Here is a 17,366-nt window from a genome sequence, read left to right on the forward strand (position 1 = left end):
GTGCGTTATCGTCGTCAGCGTCAGAGGTGTATAAGAGACAGCTCCCCCGACGATCGCCGTGTCGCCTACCTCCGCTCCGGCAGCGGCGCCCCGCGCCTCTTCGAGCTCACAGAACCACCGGACGCGGCCGCGCCGCCGGATGTGGCCGCGCTGGGCACCGGCGTCGACGCGGGCATCTGGTCGGCTCTCACGAACTCTCCAGTACCGCGCCATGTGGTGTACGAGGGCGAGTACAACGCGACGATGGTGACGGCCGCGCGGCAGTACGGGCGGACGCTCACCGCGATGGGTCTCGTACCGCATGACAGCCTGACCACGGCGTCCTGGACAGTGCTGGCCGAGGAGACCGAGGTCGCCGATGGCGTGCTGCTCATCAGGGACGCGGACGAGCTGGCGTCGTCCGTGGCCGGAGAACGCGGGCGAGAAGCCATAGACACGCTGCGCACGCTGCTGGAACAGCGCGGCGACAACCCAGTGGTCATCCTGTGCGGGGACGCCGTGCGCTTGCGGGCCCTTCTCGCGGCCGAACCAGCGCTCACCAAACGTTTCCGGACCATCGGGTTCCCCAGGCCGCCCACGGGCAAGGCACCGCTCGACCTGCCGGAACTCCTCCCGCGCAGCCGGCTCGCCATGACCGCCAGCGGCGGGGTGCCCATCGGCATCGAGGACGGAACCCACGCCCCGGTCGTCCTGGACTTCGGTAGGGAGCCGAACCTGCTGGTGACCGGCGAGCCGGGCAGCGGGAGGACGAACGTGCTCTACCTCATCGCGACCATGCTGAGAAGAGGGCTCGGGCCGAACGCGGGAACGGACTCGTTCATCGTCGACCCGGGCGGCGCGCTGCGCAGAAGCGAACTCCTTCCCTCCGAATCGCCTATGAAGAGATACGCCAACACGTCCTCCCAGATCCGGAGCCTCGTCCTTCACCTGCTGGAGACGATCGACAAGCGACCGGCGCCACGGCGGGTCTTCCTGATCGTCGACGATCACGATCTGGTCGATCCGACGGTCTTCGCCCGGCTGAGCCTGCACGTGCGCGACCAGAAGGGCGGCTTCCTGCATCTCGTCTTGGCCCGTCGCGAGCCTCTCCCTGAAGGGGAGCGGGACCCGCTCATCTCCTTCCGTGACCAGCGGTTCGCCCATCTGCGGATGACCGGGGACCCCGTGCCGGGACGGGCGGTGCTGGACAGGGGCGGGGACCTGCGGCTCATCCAGACAGCAGCGGCGTTCTGACGGTCCGAGGCGACCTCCACGCAGGATCTGTGTGAGGCCACAGGGCTTGGGCGCAGCAGCATCTACAACACGTTCAAGAGCAAGCACGACCTGTTCGCGAAGGCGCTGACGCACTACATGGAGACCAGGACCGCGTCGCTGCTCGACGTCCTGGAAAGCGACCGGCCCGCGCGGGAACGGCTGTGGACGGTGCTGGAGCGGACCGCCGAGGCGGACGCCGGGGATCCGGTCGGGTGCCTCGTCGTCAACACGATGGTGGAGATGGCGCCGCGCGACGGCGAACGGGGGCGCCGACCGGGCGGTCCTCAGCGCGATCGCGGAGACGGCGATGACCGCGATCTGACGGCAGGGGCGGCGGTCTGCCGCCCCCTTTCACGAGCTTGTTTTGAACTGATCCATCTAAAATTCTGGAGGCGACACCCCATGCCACTGGCCGTCTTCGTGCTGGGCCTGGCGATCTTCGCTCAGGGCACCTCGGAGCTGATGCTGGCGGGGCTGCTCCCCGAGATGGCCGCCGACCTCGGCGTTTCCGTGCCGGACGCGGGGCTGCTGATCTCGGCGTTCGCGATCGGGATGCTCGTCGGCGCGCCCGTCCTCGCCGTCCTGACGCTGCGGTGGCCGCACCGGCGGTCGCTGCTGGCCTTTTGGCCGCGGTCGCCATGACGATCAAGGGCGGGCGCCGCGAGGGACCGGCACCGCGGGTCCGGGACGGGGTGGGTGCGCTCATCGGCATCACGGCCGGGGGACGGACGGCCGACGCGCGCGCGGTCCCCACCCTGTACGCCGGGATCAGGGGGCTCGTCGCCGTCTCCGTGCTGCTCGCCCTGACCGCGGGCTCGCGATCGGGGCGGGCGCGGGCTACCCGTCCACGGCCTGGATCGGCGCCGGCCTGGGCGTCGCCGCGCTCGGCACCGTCGCCTGGGGGCAGGCCCTCCGCCCTCGTCCGGTCGCCGGGGTGGTCGAGCGCGCCAAGGTCGATGCCTCTCAGTAGCCGCAGGGGGGCGCGGGCGTTCCCCAGAGCGCGCGCTTGCCCGCGTGCTCCCCGACCGTCCAGATGCGCCGCTGGCCGCGGAAGCACGACAGGTCCTCGGGACCGTAGGACGCGGGGCGCCGCACCACGTCGTCCCAGCCCCACCAGTCGCGGGCGGTCAGCAGGAGTTCTCCGCGCCTCTCGCGGGAGCCGTCGTCGCGGTTGCGCGAGAACCACCAGTAGCCGTGCGTCCGGACGCCGCCTTGGATCTTCCTGTCCGGGAGGGTCGCGGCCCAGGTGGCGCGGGCGATGTCACCGGGGCCGCCCAGGCCCGTCCCCACTCGCAACGGCCAGGTGACCACACGGCCTCTGGGACGCGCGGCGGCGCAGTATTCACCGGCGATGAGCACGGGCTGCTGCCATCCGGTGCGGTCGATGGACGTCCAGGACGTGCGCAGCGGGCCCGCGCCCCTGCACCTGTTCAGCGGGGCCTTGCCCTGGACGTACTGCCAGCTGCCCGTCTGCGGCATCACGTACCGGTAGCCATGGGCGTAGTACTTGTCACCGTGCCGCCCGACCCAGCCGGGGTTCTCCGTCGAACCGGCCTTGCTCTGGCCCAGGTCGTAGATCTGGCCCATGTCGAACTCGCGCAGGCCCGCGCGTGTGTCGGCGACGTACAGCTTGTTGCCGAACCAGGCGATGCCACCGGCGTGGACACCGATGTCGCCGTAGGTCGCCTGCCGGCCCTTCATCGTCGGGTAGACGAGCAGGACGTGCCGGTACGTGCGCCTGTCGGGATTGACGAACGTGACCCGGATGCCCGTCGCGGCGTACCACGACACCAGCATGGGACGCCCGTCGAACGACTCGTCCGCCGCCGCGTCCGAGACACTGGTGACGCCCTGCGGAACCCACGTGCGGGTCGTGAAGTCCTCTTTGTCCCAGCAGTACACGGCCGACTGGGCGGGCACTCCGGCCGCCTTGCCGCAGCCGCCGCCGAGCCTGCGCTGGCCGGGCGAGCGGATCAGCGCGCCCACGCCGCTCTTGGTGAGGCTCCTGCCGAGCGCCCTGATCGGCGCTCTCGGGGTCGAGGCCCCGCGCATGTCGAAGTCGCCCAGGCCCTGGACGGCGGCCACGTTCCCGGCCTTCGCGGGCTCCAGCCGGACGACGTCGTGCACGCCGCCGGGGAGACCCGCCACCAGTACGGTCAAGGGGGCGGCGACCACGAGGGTCAGGACATCCGGCCGCAAAACCCTGATGGTCGCGCTTTGCTTCAGGATCATCACGCTCCGCAACATATCCCAGGTCGGACGCGGAGCCGGTGACGACATCGCCCCTCGGGGTGTGATGTAGATTGCGGGCCCGCCCGTAAACCGAACGTGATGGCGAGGCGTCCGGCGGCAAGGTGAACGGGACGGCCCCCGGAAGGAGACCGTCCCGTTCAGAGAGAGACCGGCGGATGGATCAGGGCAGGCGGCACGTCCCGGAGTCGGACTTGGACGGGTCGCTCTCCGAGGTGGCCGTCAGCCGCAGCTTGGCCTTGTGACGCGCGCCGGGCCCGGGCTTGGCCCACACGTCGACCTTCGTGCCGCCCCGCGCCCGCGCGGTCGCCAGCGCGTTCGGCAGCCAGGTCGTCCAGCCCTTGCCGGCCACGTCGGCCTTCAGGCGGAACACGTCGGAACCGTAGTAGCCGGTCCCGCCCTTGCCCTTGTTCTCCAGATCCACCGTGCACTTCGTCCAGCCGGATGCCGCCGGACGCACGGAACCCGAGTCGACCTTGACGCCCCGGCGCTGCGGCCCCACGCCGTCCAGCGAGCGGATCGCCACCGTGTACGACAGCACGCCCTTGTCGTCGCGCTTCAGGTCCAGGACGTAGAAGTGCAGCCGGTTCTCCTTGTCCACGTACTCGTACTGGCTGCCGGATTCGGTGCCCGCGTGGAACAGCGCGTCCGACAGCTGCCGGTAGTCGCCGATCGTCATCTTCTGCGGCGTGCCGTCCGGGCGGACGAAGTCGACCTTGTCGATGTCCTGCGGGTTGGCGTCCTTGACCCAGATGAACGGCGCGTCGTCCTTGTCCTTGGTCTTCGCCAGCAGCACGCCGGAGTCGGGCGTGAACGAGTCGAAGCCCATCCGGTCCACGACCTCGACCGTGTAGTTGTCGTACTTGTGCTTCGCGTCCCCGTCGCACAGGGGGTCCTTCGCCGGATCGCACCCGGGGCTCTTGTCACCGCCGGCCCCGAACTTCAGGTTGACGCCCGCCAGCTCGCCCTTGCCGGGCTCGGCGGCGCGCGCCGTCACCTTCGCGACGACCGTCCCGGACTTGGCGAGGGTCTCGCGGTCGAGCTGGAGGACCTTGGCCGGGTCGACGATCCCGAGCTTGAGCTTGTTGCGGAGCATGTGCTGGGCGCCCATGGACCCGCCGCCCGTCGCCGGGATCATCCAGCGGCTGTGCGGGCCGCCGGGACCGTTGAAGGTGCCGCGGCTCAGCATCTCCCACGGCCCGCTGTACGCGCGGCGCGGCGGGACGCCGTAGGGGTTGTTGTAGTTGTCGCCGATGCCCAGGATGTGGCTGAACTCGTGGGCGAAGACGCCCATGCCCGAGCTCTCGGCCTGGGTGGAGCTGCCGGGGACGGCGTTCGGCCAGAGGGTGGAGCCCGCCTGCCAGGACGTCCAGTCCACGTACCGGGTCTTGATCCAATTGGGCAGCTTGGTGTCGCCGGACCCCCACTCGGCGGGCACGTCCTCCTTCTTGGTGAACTTCATCTGCCCGAACTCCTGCCAGGTGGACGACTCGTCCTGCCCGGCGGAGAGGAAGAACACGAAGTCGAACTTCTTCGCGGTCTCCTCCCCCACATCGGCGATCCACGCGGCCCGCGCGTCCTTACGGATGTCCCGCCGGCACTGGTCGCCGGCCGGGCAGCCCGTCCCCTGCTGGAAGTCGTCCACGCCGTACTCGTGGTCCTTGGCCGGCATCCGGTACGCGCCGAACCCGGTGAGGTCCACGCCGTAGCGCCCGCCGGAGTCCTCCATCCAGTACTCGTGGATGGTGTGGCCCTGGTTGAGCTTCTGCGGCGTGTTGAGGAAGTCCTGATAGAACTTGGCGACCTTGTCGCGCGGGACGTCGCCGACCACGGTCGGGTTGCCGAAGATGGACGAGTTCTTCGGCTGCGTCACCACGAACGGCTGATTGGCGTAGTCGACCAGGACGACGGCGCCCCTGAAGTTCTTGACCGATCCCTTGCGGGACGGGTCCGACCACGTGGTGCCCGGGATCTTCTTGTAGTCGTCCCAGGTCATCGTGTCGGGCAGCTCGTAGCTCTGAGGGTCCAGGGGGCGAGGGGCGCCGCGGGCGAACGTGCGCGCCTGCTGGCTCTGCTGCCACGGCTGCGTCTGCGGCCAGTGCCGCATCTGCCACGGGTTGGGGGTGGGCTTCGGAATAGGAGGTCTCGCCTGCGCGGCGGCCGGCGCGGCCACGACCCCCGCGACCAGCACCAATGCAGCCGCGGGCACCAACAGACTCTTCTTGGCGCGCATGTCTCCCCTGTCTCGATCGTTGCCGAGAAGGTAAAGACCGGGCAATACCTCGGGCAACGGCCGACTTATACGATCTTGAGAAGATCGTCCTGGCATGTCACGCCAGGGCAGTTTCATACGGTCTGGCCATAGCCCGCCCCCCGCCCGCCGTGCGCGGCGTCAGCGCAGGTCACGAACCGCCACGATGATCCCGTCCCCATCGCTGAAGAGCCAGCCGCCCGGCCGGAACTCAACGCCCCCGAACGTCAGCACGACCTGGCGCTGAGGGCACTGCTGTAGGTGGGCGGTAGTTGCCTGAGGGTGCGACAACCTCAGCGTTGCGATCGCGTGCGAAGCCAGGTTCAAGCGGAGCGAGAACCTGATCGCGCAGCGAGCCGCCAGGCGAGACGAAGCGATGCAGCGATCGCCGCAGTGCCCGTTGAAGGAGGGCGTTCAACGCCCGACGCCGAGGGCACTGTAATCAATAAGCCGTGACAGGACGATCGCCGTCTTGGTGGCGGTGATGTTGTCCTCGCGGCGCAGCCGCTCCAGGGCCTGTTCGAGGTGCTGGATGTCCCGCGCCCGGACGTGCACGAGGGCGCTGGCGTCGCCGCTGATCGTGTACGCGGCGACGACCTCGGGGTGGCTCCGGACGCTGGAGTAGATCTCCTCGGGGGACGTGGCCCCGGTGCAGAAGATCTCGATGAACGCCTCGGTCGTCCAGCCGAGCGCGGCCGGGTCGACGACCGCCGCGAACCCGGTGATGACGCCGTCCGCGCGGAGCCGGTCGACGCGCCGTTTGACCGCCGGGGCCGACAGCCCGACCTTGTCGCCTATCTGGGCGTACGAGGCGCGGCCGTCTTCGAGGAGCCGCGCAACGATCTGACGGTCCAGGTCGTCAAGACGCAACAAATAGCACCCCCGAAGTCAGTTTTCATCATTGGTCGCCGGTTCACATCGAACATACGCTGGTAAGTGGACGGGCGGCCACCCATCCGCCGGTCCTCCTCCCCCTCGGCACCGGACGTGTGTCCGGTGTCCCAGCGATCCCCGGCCGGGCAGGCCGGGCCGAGCCGCCGAAGGAGCGTCGTGACGCCGACCGACCAGCTGCGAGCGATGTCCGAGGACCACAGCGCGCACAACTACCACCCGCTGCCGATCGTGGTCGCCGATGCCGAGGGCGTCTGGCTGACCGACGTCGAGGGGCGCCGCTACCTGGACATGCTGGCCGCCTACTCCGCGGTCAACTTCGGGCACCGCAACCCGCGCCTCACCGAGGCCGCCAAGCGGCAGCTCGACCGGGTGACGCTGGTGAGCCGCGCCTTCGACCACGACCAGTTCGGGCCGTTCGTCGGCGAGCTGGCCGAGCTGTGCGGCAAGGACATGGTCCTGCCGATGAACAGCGGCGCCGAGGCCGTCGAGTCCGCGCTGAAGACCGCCCGCAAGTGGGGGTACGAGGTCAAGGGCGTCCCGGCCGAGCAGGCGAACATCATCACCTTCGAGGGCAACTTCCACGGCCGCACCACCACGATCATCAGCTTCTCCACCGACCCGGACGCCAAGGACTCCTACGGTCCCTACACGCCCGGCTTCAGGACCGTCCCGTACGGCGACGTGGACGCGCTGAAGGAGGCCATGGACGGCTCCACGGTCGGCGTGCTGATCGAGCCGATCCAGGGCGAGGCAGGCGTGAACGTCCCGCCGAGCGGGTTCCTGCGCGCCGTCCGCGAGCTGTGCACGGCCAACGGCGCGCTGATGATCGCGGACGAGATCCAGTCGGGGCTCGGCCGCACCGGCACCACGTTCGCCGTCGAGCACGAGGGCGTCGTCCCGGACGTCTACGTCCTCGGCAAGGCCCTCGGCGGCGGCATCATGCCGGTCTCGGCGGTCGTCGCCGACGCCGACGTCCTCGGGGTGTTCAAGCCGGGCCAGCACGGGTCCACGTTCGGCGGCAACCCGCTCGCCTGCGCGATCGGCCGCGAGGTGATCGCTATGCTGCGGACGGGCGAGTTCCAGGAACGTTCCCGGACGCTCGGCGCGCACATGCACGAGCGGCTCGGCCGGCTGTCCGGCGACGCCGTCCGCGAGGTGCGGGGGCGGGGGCTGTGGGCGGGCGTCGAGCTGACCGGGAAGGCGCGGCCGGTCAGCGAGCGGCTGATGGGGCTCGGCGTGCTCGCCAAGGAGACGCACGAGACCACGATCCGGCTGGCGCCGCCCCTGGTGATCGGCCGCGACGACCTGGACTGGGCGCTGGACCAGCTGGAGATCGCCCTCAAGGGCTGACCCGCCCCAAGGGCCGACCGGCCCGGGCTCCCGGCGATCACGGCAAACCCCAGGCTCGTCAAAGACTTGCCCGGCCGGCCGCCCGGCGCGCCCTGCCGCGCGGCGCGTCCGGGCAGGCTGGGCCGCATGCTGGAGAGCGGGAGAAGACGCCGGTTGATCGTTGGCTGCGGCGGGCTGGCAGTGGGCGTCCTGCTGCTCCTGGGCGGCGGCACCTATCTGCTGCAGCGGGCCTACGACGGGCAGGTCAAGCGGATCGCCGGCGCGCTGCCCACCCAGCGGGGCCGCCCGGTCTCGGGACGCGGCGAGAACTGGCTGCTGATCGGCTCCGACCGGCGCGCCGACCAGCCCTCCATGGGCGCCCGCGCCGACACGATCATGCTGGTGCACCTGTCCGGGCGCGGCGACCGGGTCTCGGTGATCGCGATCCCCCGGGACGGCTGGATCCCCGTCCCCGGGCACGGCACCACGAAGATCAACGCCGCGTTCGCCTACGGCGGCCCGCCTCTGCTGATCCGGGCGGTGGAGCAGTACACGGGCGTGCGCGTGAACCACTACGCCTCCCTCGACTTCGGCGGCTTCGTGAAGATGACGGACGCGCTCGGCGGCGTGGACGTGACCGTGACCCAGCGCACCCACGACCCGATGCACGACCGCACCTGGCGCGCCGGGCACCAGCACCTGAACGGCGTTGAGGCGCTGGACTTCGTCCGGCAGCGCTGGAACCTGCCGGGCGGGGACCTGGACCGCATCAAGCGCCAGCAGGCGTTCCTGCACGCGCTGGCCGCCAAGGCGATGGACACCCGCAACCCGATCCGCATCGACCGGTTCATCCGCGCCACCACCCGCTCGGTGACGGTGGACGACTCGGTGTCGTCCGGCACGCTGCGCGGCCTCGCGGGACGGCTGACGGGGATCTCGCTGATGGAGTACCTCACCACCCCGGTCGCCAAGCCGGACACGCGGGACGGGCAGAGCGTCGTCGTGCTGGACGACGGACGGGCGCGGCAGCTGTTCACGGCCGTCCGCGAGGACCGGATCGGCGACTACGTCACGCGCAACGGCGCGGCCAACGCGGTGGAGTCCGTCCGCTGACCAGGGTCCGGACCACCCGGATGGCGCCCTGACATGCAGTGACATGTCCGATATTGAAAAAATGTGCGAAGGCGGTCTAGATGGATTAGTCTAATCGGACTAATCGATGTCGACCATGAGGCCGCAGCCATGTCCCGACCCCTCACACCGCTCGCGCTGACCGTCCTGCGCATGCTGTGCGACGGGCCCATGCACCCGTACGAGATGCAGCAGCGCATCCGCGACCACGCCTACGACCTGGCCGTGAAGAGCACGCACGGCTCGCTCTACCACTCGGTCGAGCGGCTCGCGGCCGGAGGGCTCATCGAGCCGCTGGAGACCAGCCGGGAGGGCCGCCGCCCCGAGCGCACCGTCTACGCGGTCACGAGCGCCGGGCGCGACGCCGCCCACATCCGGCTGGCCGAGCTGCTCGCCAAGCCCGCCGAGGAGTTCCCGCTGTTCGGCACCGCCCTGGCGTTCATCAACCTGCTGCCCGAGGCCGAGGTCGCCCGGCAGCTGCGCATCCGGGCCATCGCCCTGGAGGCGCTGCTCGCCGGGAACCAGACGGCCAACGAGTCGCTGCGCAAGCAGGGCATCGAGCGCTACAAGCTGATCGACCAGGAATGGGCGATCTCGCGCGTGCGCTCCGAGCTGGAGTTCGTCCGGCACCTGGCCGACGACCTGGACTCCGGGCGGCTCACCTGGAAGGACGACGACGGCGTGACCACCTGCCATCCGCCGCACGAGCACGAACTCGGCCACGACTACCACGCACGCGATCTCGACAAGGGGGCCTCATGAGCAGATGGCGCGGCAATCCCTGGGCGATCCTCCTCACGCTCTCCCTCGGATTCTTCATGACGCTGCTCGATCTGACGATCGTGAACATCGCGATCCCGAGCATGATCGACAAGCTGGACGCCTCGCTCGACGAGGTGCTCTGGGTCACCAACGCCTACATCCTGGTGCTGGCCGTCCTGCTGATCACCGCGGGCCGGCTCGGCGACCTGTGGGGCAAGAAGAACCTGTTCATCGCCGGTGTCACGCTGTTCACGGTGGCCAGCCTGGTCTGCGGGATCGCCCAGGACCCCGTCCAGCTGATCGCCGCCCGCGCCGTGCAGGGCCTCGGCGCCGCGCTGCTGATGCCGCAGACCATGTCGATCATCATCAACGTGTTCCCGGCCGAGCGGCGCGGCGCCGCCCTCGGCGTCTGGGGCGCGGTGGCCGGGGTGTCGACCATCGCGGGCCCGACGGTCGGCGGCCTGCTGGTCACCAGCCTCGACTGGCGGTGGATCTTCTTCGTGAACCTGCCGATCGGGATCCTGGTGCTGGCGATGGCCATCCCGATCCTGCCCGCCCACACCCCCGCGGTCCGGCACCGCTTCGACGTGGCCGGCGTGCTGCTGGCCTCGGCCGCGCTGTTCTGCCTGACGTTCGCGCTCACCGAGGGCCAGAAGTTCGACTGGGACGGGCGCATCTGGGGCCTGATCGCGGCGGGCCTCGCCCTGTTCGTGGTGTTCGTCCTCTACCAGCGCACCCAGCAGGACAAGGAGCCGCTGGTGCCGTTCTCGCTGTTCCGGGACCGCAACTTCACGATCCTCAACATCGTCGGCGCGGCCGTCTCGATCGGCATGATCGGCCTGTTCCTGCCGATGACGATCTACATGCAGTCCGTGCTGGGCTTCAGCGCCCTCAAGGCGGGGCTCGTCATGGCGCCGTCCTCGGTGGTGTCGATGTTCCTGGCGCCCGTCGCGGGCAAGCTGTCGGACCGCATCGGCGGCAAGTTCATCCTGATGACCGGGCTCACCCTCTACGCGATCGGCATGATGTGGCTGGTGGCCGTCGCCGACGTCGGGACGGACTGGACCGCGTTCATCGCCCCGCTCGTCGTCGCCGGGCTCGGCGTCGGCGGCGTGTTCGCGCCGATGGCCACCGAGGCCACCCGGAACGTGCCGAGGCACCTCGCGGGCGCGGCGTCCGGCGTCAACAACACGATCCGGCAGGTCGGCTCGGTGCTCGGCAGCGCCGCGGTCGGCGCCGTCCTGCAGAACCAGCTCGCCTCGTCGCTCAAGGAGGAGGCGACCACCCGTTCGGCGTCCCTCCCGCCGGACGTGCGGGGCGGCTTCGTGGACGGATTCGCCGGCGCGGCCAAGGGCGGCCTGGAGGTCGGCGCGGGCCAGACCGGCGCGGAGCAGCACCTCCCGCCCGGCGTCCCGCCGAACGTGGCGCACCGCGTCCAGGAACTGGCCGGGCAGGTGTTCTCCCACGGCTTCGTCCACGCGATGAGGCCGACGATGGCCCTGCCGATCGCCGTGATCCTGCTCAGCGCCGCCGCCTGCCTGGGTGTCAAGGGCTACCGCTCGGACGCCCCGACCGACACCCCGGCCGAGCCGGCCGCCCTCCCTGGCTGACCGGGCCCGCCCGCATGCGGCGGGTCGCCGCCACGGCGGCGACCCGCCGCGGCTCAAGCCGGTGCGGGGTCAGGAGAGGGAGCGGTAGCGGCCCTCGTAGAAGACCAGGGCGGGCGCGGCGGGGTCGGGGACGTCCAGGCCGAGGGCCTCGCCCACCACGATGCTGTGGTCCCCGCCGTCGTGGACGGCGTAGGTGCGGCACTCCATCGCGGCGACGGCCCCGGCGAAGATCGCGGCGCCGGTCGCGGGCCCGCGGGTGTGCTCCCAGCCCTGGAGCCTGCCGTCCAGCATGCGTCCCCGGGTCGCGAACCACTGGGAGGCGTCCCGCATCTCCTCCGCGAGGACCGACACCGCCCACAGGCCGGTCTCCAGCACCACGTCGTGGAAGCGGGCGATCCTCTCGGCGCAGAACAGCACGAGCAGCGGCTCCAGCGAGACCGACGTGAAGGCGTTCACCGTCATCGCGTGGTCGGCGCCGCCGGCCACCGTCGTCACGACCGCGACGCCGGTCGCGAACCGGCCCACCACCTGGCGGTACAGCTCCGGGTCGACGCCCTGCCCGCCGGACGAGGGGGACGGGGCGCGGCGATGTCCACCGGTCACCACGCGCTCCCCTCGTCCACGCCGCTACCCGCGAGTACGCGCTGCCCTTCCCAGGAGCCACTGGCCGGACGGGCCCGCGGCCGGGACGCGCGCCACCGCCAGCACGGCGGCCACCATGCCGCCGATGATGTACACGTACCCGGCCAGGGTCGCCGGGACGACAAGATCGCCCTCGGGCCGCTGCATCGACATGGCGAAGACCGCGATCCCCCACACGACCGCGGGGACCATCGCGCCGAGCCGGCCGCCCATCCCCCAGCCGGCGAGCCGCACCATCCCGAAGACCAAGGCGACCAGGACGGCCGACGCGACCGGGACGCCGCCGGTCGTCCAGTCCTGGGCGAAGGAGCCGAGCAGGCCGAAGACGCCGCCGAGCAGGCCGAGGGCCGCGTAGGCGGCACCGGACACGAACGCCTCCAACGGGCCCTCTCCGGACCGCGGAACCGCGTCGGCCACCACTGCGTCGGCCACCACAGGGCCGGCCGTCTGCGCCACGTGCGCGCCCGGAGCGGCCTCTTGGGCGTCCGCGGCCGCTCCCGGGACATCCGGAGCGGCGTCCGCCTGGGAGCCGTCCTTGGCCAGGCTCACCCGGGCCTCGTCGTCCTTGTCCACGGACGCCAGGGTATCGAGCCGTTCAGGCGCGCGCGTCCGCAAGGCCGGCGAACAGGTCGCGCTCCCGCCGCCCCGGGCCGACCGGCCCGAGATCCCCGTCCTGAAGGATGAAGTACTCGGTGCCGAACGCCTGCTGGCCCAGGTTGTTGGACAGGGCGAAGTACGGGCCGACCCGCTCGGGCGCCACGACGATCTGGGTGCGGTGCGCGCGCAGGGCCGCGAGCTTGGCGGGCAGGTGGGCGCGGGCGTCCACGACGGTGGTCACCTCGTCGTCGGGGACGCCGGAGCCCAGCTCGTCCAGCCCGGCGACGCGGGCGAACGGCAGCCTGGCCTCGCGCATCACCGCGATTGCGCGGGCGAGGACGGTGCGCGGCGTGGCGTAGGCGTAGAACTTGGCGGCCCGCCACGGCTCGGCGCCGTCGTCGTGGGACGGGTCGGCGGCCAGCTCGAACGCCCGCCGCGTGACGCGGTGCGCCTGGATGTGGTCGGGGTGCCCGTAGTTGCCGCGGTCGTCGTAGGTGACGATCACCTGCGGCCTGACCTCGCGGACGACCGCCGCGAGGGCCGGGGCGGCCTCGTCCACGCCGGCCTGCCAGAAGCAGCGGGGGTCGTCGTTGGTGGGCGCGCCCATCATGCCGGAGTCGCGCCAGCGCCCCGGGCCGCCGAGGAAGCGGTGGTCGCGGACGCCGAGCGCCGCGCACGCCGCCGCGAGCTCCCCGATCCGGTACTCGCCGAGGGCGTCCTCCTTGTCGGAGGCCAGGTGGCGCAGCTCGTCGGGGATGACCTCCCCCTCCTCGCCCAGGGTGCAAGTGACGAGACTGACGTGGGCGCCCTCGGCGGCGTACTTGGCCATGGTCGCCCCGGTCCCGATGGACTCGTCGTCCGGATGGGCGTGGACGAACAGGATCCGCGGCTCCTTCATAGTCAACGAGCCTACTCAGGGCACGAACCCGCGGCGATGACCGCCCTACCCGGCGTCCCTCGTCCCGGGCCCGCCGACGGGATTGCCATGGTTCTGACCGGTGCCTTCACCGCCGTTGTTACCTGTGCCACCATCGGGGTCGGTCGGCTCGTCGGAGGGCGTCTTCGACGGCGGCGGGCTGCTCCGCGGCGGGCTGCGCGTCGGCTCGCGCGTCGGCTGCCGCGTGCTCGGCGTCGGGGAGGGCCTGCGGGTGTGGCTGCGCGTCGGCTCCGGCTCCGTCTCCTCGTCGGACGGGCTCTCCGAGGGCGATTCGGAGTCCGAGACCGACGGCGAGACGGGGCTGCTCGGGTCGTTGCTGCTCCGGTTGGCCATGAACAGGCCGACGACCAGCGCGAGCGCGGCAATGGCCAGGATGGCGGCGAAGATCGGCCACTTGGACTTGCGCTCCGGCTCGAAGTCGCCGTAGCCGGTGCCGCGGGTGCGTGCGCCGTAGGGCGGCTGCTGGGCGGGCGGCAGGGTGCCGGTGTAGGCGGCCGGGGACACCCGCCGGGTCGGCCCGCCGGCGGGCCCGGCGCCCGGCATCATCGCCCCGGCCCCCGCCCCGGCGGCGAGCGTCGTGCCCTCCGCGAGCAGCGACGTGGCCTGCGCGGGGTCGTCCATGCGGGTCTGCCCGGCGCCGCCCGGGCCGCTGCCGATCAGCGCCATCATCAGCTGCTGTGCGGTCGGCCGCCGCGGGGGCTCCTTGACCAGGCACGCGGCGATCAGCCGGTGCAGGTCGGCGGGGACGCCCTCCAGCGTCGGCGGCTCGTTCATCACCCGGTTGATCACCGCGACCACGGTGTCGTCGCCGAACGGCGGATGCCCGGTCGCGGCGAACACCATCGTGGTGGCCCACGCCCACACGTCCACGGCCTCGGTGAGCGTGGCGCCCGCGACCTGCTCGGGCGCCATGTAGGACGGGGTGCCGATCGCCTTGGTCGCGGCGGTCTGGCCGGTGTCCAGGGCCCGCGCGATGCCGAAGTCGATCACCCGCGGACCGTCCGGGGCCATGATCACGTTGTGCGGCTTGAAGTCGCGGTGCACGATCCCGGCCTGGTGGATGGCCACCAGCGCGGTCGCGGTGCCGATCGCCAGCCGGTCCAGCGGCGCGCCCGTGATCGGCCCGGTCTCGGTCACCTGCTTGTACAGCGACGGGCCCGGGACGTACTCGCTGGCGATGTAGGGCTGGTCGCCCGCGACGTCGGCCTCCAGGACCTGCGCGGTGCAGAACCGCGCGACCTGCTTGGCCGCCTGGGCCTCGCGGACGAACCGGTTGCGCGCCGAGGCGTCCCCGGCGAGGTCGGTGCGCAGCAGCTTGATGGCGGCCTTGTTCCCGGAGGCGTCGAGACCCGCGTAGACGACCCCCTGGCCGCCCTCGCCGAGGCGTTCGACGATCTCGTACGAGCCAAGCCGCCGGGGATCACCCGGCTGCAGCTCCGGCATGGACCACTCCTTAGCGCCCGCGACGACGTGTTCGAGGTGTTCGAGGAAGCTTCGAGCTTACGCGAGCGCGGACCGGGTCACGGGCCGTTCCCCGGCCGCGAGGCGACGACCCGTGATCATAGGGCCACACCGCCCCCGTGCGCCGTACATCCGGAGCCTTTCCGGGCTGGCAGACTCGGATGCCATGAGCATCAGCTATCCGCGGCAGAGCGCCCGCACCCGGCGGTTCACCCTCGGCGTCCCCCGCGCCTTCCAGATCGCGCCGGACGGGGCGCGCGTGGCCTTCCTGCGCACCAGGTCCGGTGACGACCCGGTCACCTGCCTGTGGACGCTGGACACGGCCACCGGCGACGAGCGCCTCGTCGCCGACCCCTTGGCGCTGGACGTCCCCGGCGAGGAGGACCTGCCCGCCGAGGAGCGGGCCCGCCGCGAACGCGCCCGCGAGCAGGCGGGCGGCATCGTCGGGTACGCGACCGACCGGGCCATGAGGCAGGCCGTCTTCACCCTGGGCGGCCGCCTCTACGTCGCCGACCTCGGCACCGGGCGCGTCCGGGACCTGCCCGCCCGGGCCCCCGTCTTCGACCCGCGCCCCGACCCGGCCGGGCGCCGCGTCGCGTACGTGTCGGGACGGACGCTGCGGGTCATCGAGATGGACGGCGGCGACGACCGGGCACTGGTCCAGCCCGAGTCCGACCAGGTGTCCTACGGCCTCGCCGAGTTCGTCGCGGCGGAGGAGATGGGCCGGATGCGCGGCCACTGGTGGTCGCCGGACGGCGGGACGCTGCTGGTGGCCCGGGTCGACGAGACCCCGGTGCAGCGCTGGCACATCGCCGACCCCGCGAACCCGGACCGGGCGCCCGGCGAGGTCGCCTATCCGGCCGCCGGGACGCCCAACGCGCTGGTCTCCCTCGTGCTGATGAAGGTGGACGGCGGGCGCGTCGGGGTCGCCTGGGACCGCGGCGAGTTCCCCTACGTCGTGACGTCCGCCTGGGACCGGCACGGCCTGCTGATCGTCGTCCAGCCGCGCGACCAGCGCTCGCAGCGGATCCTGCGGGTCGACCCGTCCAACGGCGAGACGGCGCTGCTGCACAACGAGCACGACGCGGTGTGGACCGACGTCGTGCCCGGCATCCCCGCCCGGACGAACGGCGGCGACCTCGTCTGGGCCACCGAGGACCGCGAGACCGACACCCGCCGGATCACCGTCGGGGGCAAGCCCGTCACCCCGGCGGGTGTCCAGGTCCGGTCGATCCTGGGCGTGGACGGCGACGCGATCCTGTTCACCGCGTCCGAGGAGCCCACCGAGGTCCACCTGTACTCCTACGAGGCGGGCGAGGTGACGCGGCTGACCGAGGGCCAGGGCGTCTTCGGCGGCGTCCGGTCGGGCGAGGTGACGGTGGTGACCGGGTCCCGTCTCGACCGTCCCGGCACGGAGGTCGAGGTCCGGGGGCCGTCCGGCACCCACCCGGTCGCCTCGCTCGCTGAGACCCCGGTGATCACGCCGCGGGTGGAGCTGCTGCGGACCGGCGACCGCGAGATCCGCACGGCGGTGCTGCTGCCGACCGGCTGGGAGCCCGGCCAGGGCCGCCTGCCGGTGCTCCTCGACCCCTACGGCGGCCCGCACGCCCAGCGCGTCCTGGCCGTCCAGCGGATGTACTGCGAGGCGCAGTGGCTCGCCGACCAGGGCTTCGCCGTCGTGATCGCGGACGGCCGCGGCACCCCCGCGCGCGGCCCCGCCTGGGAGCGCGCGGTGCGCGGCGACTTCGTCGGGCCGGTCCTGGAGGACCAGATCACCGCGCTGATCGAGGCCGCGCGGATCCACCCCGACGCGTTCGACCTCGACCGGGTCGGCATCCGCGGCTGGTCGTTCGGCGGCTGGCTGGCGGCGCTGGCCGTCCTGGCCCGCCCGGACGTGTTCCACGCGGGCGTCGCGGGCGCCCCGGTCACCGACTGGCGCCTGTACGACACGCACTACACCGAGCGCTACCTCGGCCACCCCGACGAGGAGCCGGAGAACTACGAGGCGAACTCGCTGATCGGGATGGCCGGGCGGCTCGAACGGCCGCTGATGATCATCCATGGGCTGGCCGACGACAACGTGGTGGCCGCGCACACGCTGCGCCTGTCGTCCGCGCTGGTCGCGTCGGGCCGTCCCCACACCGTCCTGCCGCTGTCGGGCGTCACCCACATGACCCCGCAGGAGGTGGTCGCGGAGAACCTCCTGCTCATCCAGGTCGACTACCTCAAGACGGCCCTGGCCGCCCGC

General features: G+C 71.8%; 13 protein-coding genes and 3 pseudogenes. 8 read left to right on the top strand and 8 right to left on the bottom strand.

Features of this window, described 5'->3' with window-relative positions:
* From E1298_RS48465 to E1298_RS51895, 3 pseudogenes are all read left to right on the top strand, one after another.
* Positions 1-1,233: pseudogene (locus E1298_RS48465) on the top strand (hypothetical protein); the annotation flags it as partial.
* 18 nt (positions 1,234-1,251) lie between these two features.
* Positions 1,252-1,320 (top strand): annotated as a pseudogene (locus E1298_RS51890) (TetR family transcriptional regulator); the annotation flags it as partial.
* Positions 1,321-1,656: 336 nt separating this feature from the next.
* A pseudogene (locus E1298_RS51895) lies at positions 1,657-1,872 on the top strand (MFS transporter); the annotation flags it as partial.
* A gap of 345 nt (positions 1,873-2,217) precedes the next feature.
* Here E1298_RS51895 and E1298_RS29450 read toward each other — a convergent pair.
* The 4 genes from E1298_RS29450 to E1298_RS29465 all read right to left on the bottom strand — a co-directional run bounded on the left by E1298_RS29450 (position 2,218) and on the right by E1298_RS29465 (position 6,625).
* Complete coding sequence (locus E1298_RS29450; RefSeq protein ID WP_131898963.1) at positions 2,218-3,489, bottom strand: hypothetical protein; 1,272 nt, start codon at positions 3,487-3,489, stop codon at positions 2,218-2,220.
* A 178-nt stretch (positions 3,490-3,667) separates the two neighbouring features.
* The gene (locus E1298_RS29455) at positions 3,668-5,713 is read right to left on the bottom strand and encodes a M6 family metalloprotease domain-containing protein (RefSeq protein WP_243725887.1); all 2,046 of its coding nucleotides are present in this window, start codon (positions 5,711-5,713) and stop codon (positions 3,668-3,670) included.
* A gap of 183 nt (positions 5,714-5,896) precedes the next feature.
* Positions 5,897-6,082, bottom strand: a complete 186-nt coding sequence (locus E1298_RS51900) for an RraA family protein (RefSeq protein ID WP_424923160.1) — start codon at positions 6,080-6,082, stop codon at positions 5,897-5,899.
* 87 nt (positions 6,083-6,169) lie between these two features.
* Positions 6,170-6,625: an Lrp/AsnC family transcriptional regulator gene (locus tag E1298_RS29465; RefSeq protein ID WP_131898967.1), complete on the bottom strand. Its 456-nt coding sequence runs from the start codon at positions 6,623-6,625 to the stop codon at positions 6,170-6,172.
* A 207-nt stretch (positions 6,626-6,832) separates the two neighbouring features.
* Between E1298_RS29465 and rocD the strand changes: the two genes are divergently transcribed.
* The 4 genes from rocD to E1298_RS29485 all read left to right on the top strand — a co-directional run bounded on the left by rocD (position 6,833) and on the right by E1298_RS29485 (position 11,481).
* Positions 6,833-7,999, top strand: a complete 1,167-nt coding sequence (gene rocD, locus E1298_RS29470; protein WP_165975727.1) for an ornithine--oxo-acid transaminase — start codon at positions 6,833-6,835, stop codon at positions 7,997-7,999.
* A gap of 153 nt (positions 8,000-8,152) precedes the next feature.
* Complete coding sequence (locus E1298_RS29475; protein ID WP_165975726.1) at positions 8,153-9,091, top strand: LCP family protein; 939 nt, start codon at positions 8,153-8,155, stop codon at positions 9,089-9,091.
* A 129-nt stretch (positions 9,092-9,220) separates the two neighbouring features.
* Positions 9,221-9,871, top strand: a complete 651-nt coding sequence (locus E1298_RS29480) for a PadR family transcriptional regulator (RefSeq protein WP_131898973.1) — start codon at positions 9,221-9,223, stop codon at positions 9,869-9,871.
* Positions 9,868-11,481, top strand: a complete 1,614-nt coding sequence (locus E1298_RS29485; RefSeq protein ID WP_131898975.1) for a DHA2 family efflux MFS transporter permease subunit — start codon at positions 9,868-9,870, stop codon at positions 11,479-11,481. The genes E1298_RS29480 and E1298_RS29485 overlap by 4 nt, the downstream gene beginning before the upstream one ends.
* Positions 11,482-11,550: 69 nt before the next feature.
* On the opposite strand, the gene E1298_RS29490 is transcribed toward E1298_RS29485, so the two are convergent.
* Genes E1298_RS29490 through E1298_RS29505 form a run of 4 tightly spaced genes read right to left on the bottom strand, consistent with a single transcriptional unit; the run spans position 11,551 to position 15,100 of the window.
* Positions 11,551-12,084, bottom strand: coding sequence for a flavin reductase family protein (locus E1298_RS29490; RefSeq protein WP_131898977.1), 534 nt, complete (start codon positions 12,082-12,084; stop codon positions 11,551-11,553).
* 24 nt (positions 12,085-12,108) lie between these two features.
* Entirely contained in the window at positions 12,109-12,696 is a 588-nt protein-coding gene (locus tag E1298_RS29495; RefSeq protein ID WP_131898979.1) for a DUF6113 family protein, read from the bottom strand.
* A 22-nt stretch (positions 12,697-12,718) separates the two neighbouring features.
* Complete coding sequence (gene mshB / locus E1298_RS29500; protein WP_131898981.1) at positions 12,719-13,618, bottom strand: N-acetyl-1-D-myo-inositol-2-amino-2-deoxy-alpha-D-glucopyranoside deacetylase; 900 nt, start codon at positions 13,616-13,618, stop codon at positions 12,719-12,721.
* Positions 13,619-13,663: 45 nt separating this feature from the next.
* Entirely contained in the window at positions 13,664-15,100 is a 1,437-nt protein-coding gene (locus E1298_RS29505) for a serine/threonine-protein kinase (RefSeq protein ID WP_131898983.1), read from the bottom strand.
* Positions 15,101-15,284: 184 nt separating this feature from the next.
* Between E1298_RS29505 and E1298_RS29510 the strand changes: the two genes are divergently transcribed.
* On the top strand, positions 15,285-17,366 hold a 2,082-nt coding region (locus E1298_RS29510), incomplete at its 3' end, for a S9 family peptidase (RefSeq protein WP_131898985.1).

The sequence above is a fragment of the Actinomadura rubrisoli genome (genome assembly GCF_004349215.1).
GTDB classification, from domain to species: domain Bacteria; phylum Actinomycetota; class Actinomycetes; order Streptosporangiales; family Streptosporangiaceae; genus Spirillospora; species Spirillospora rubrisoli.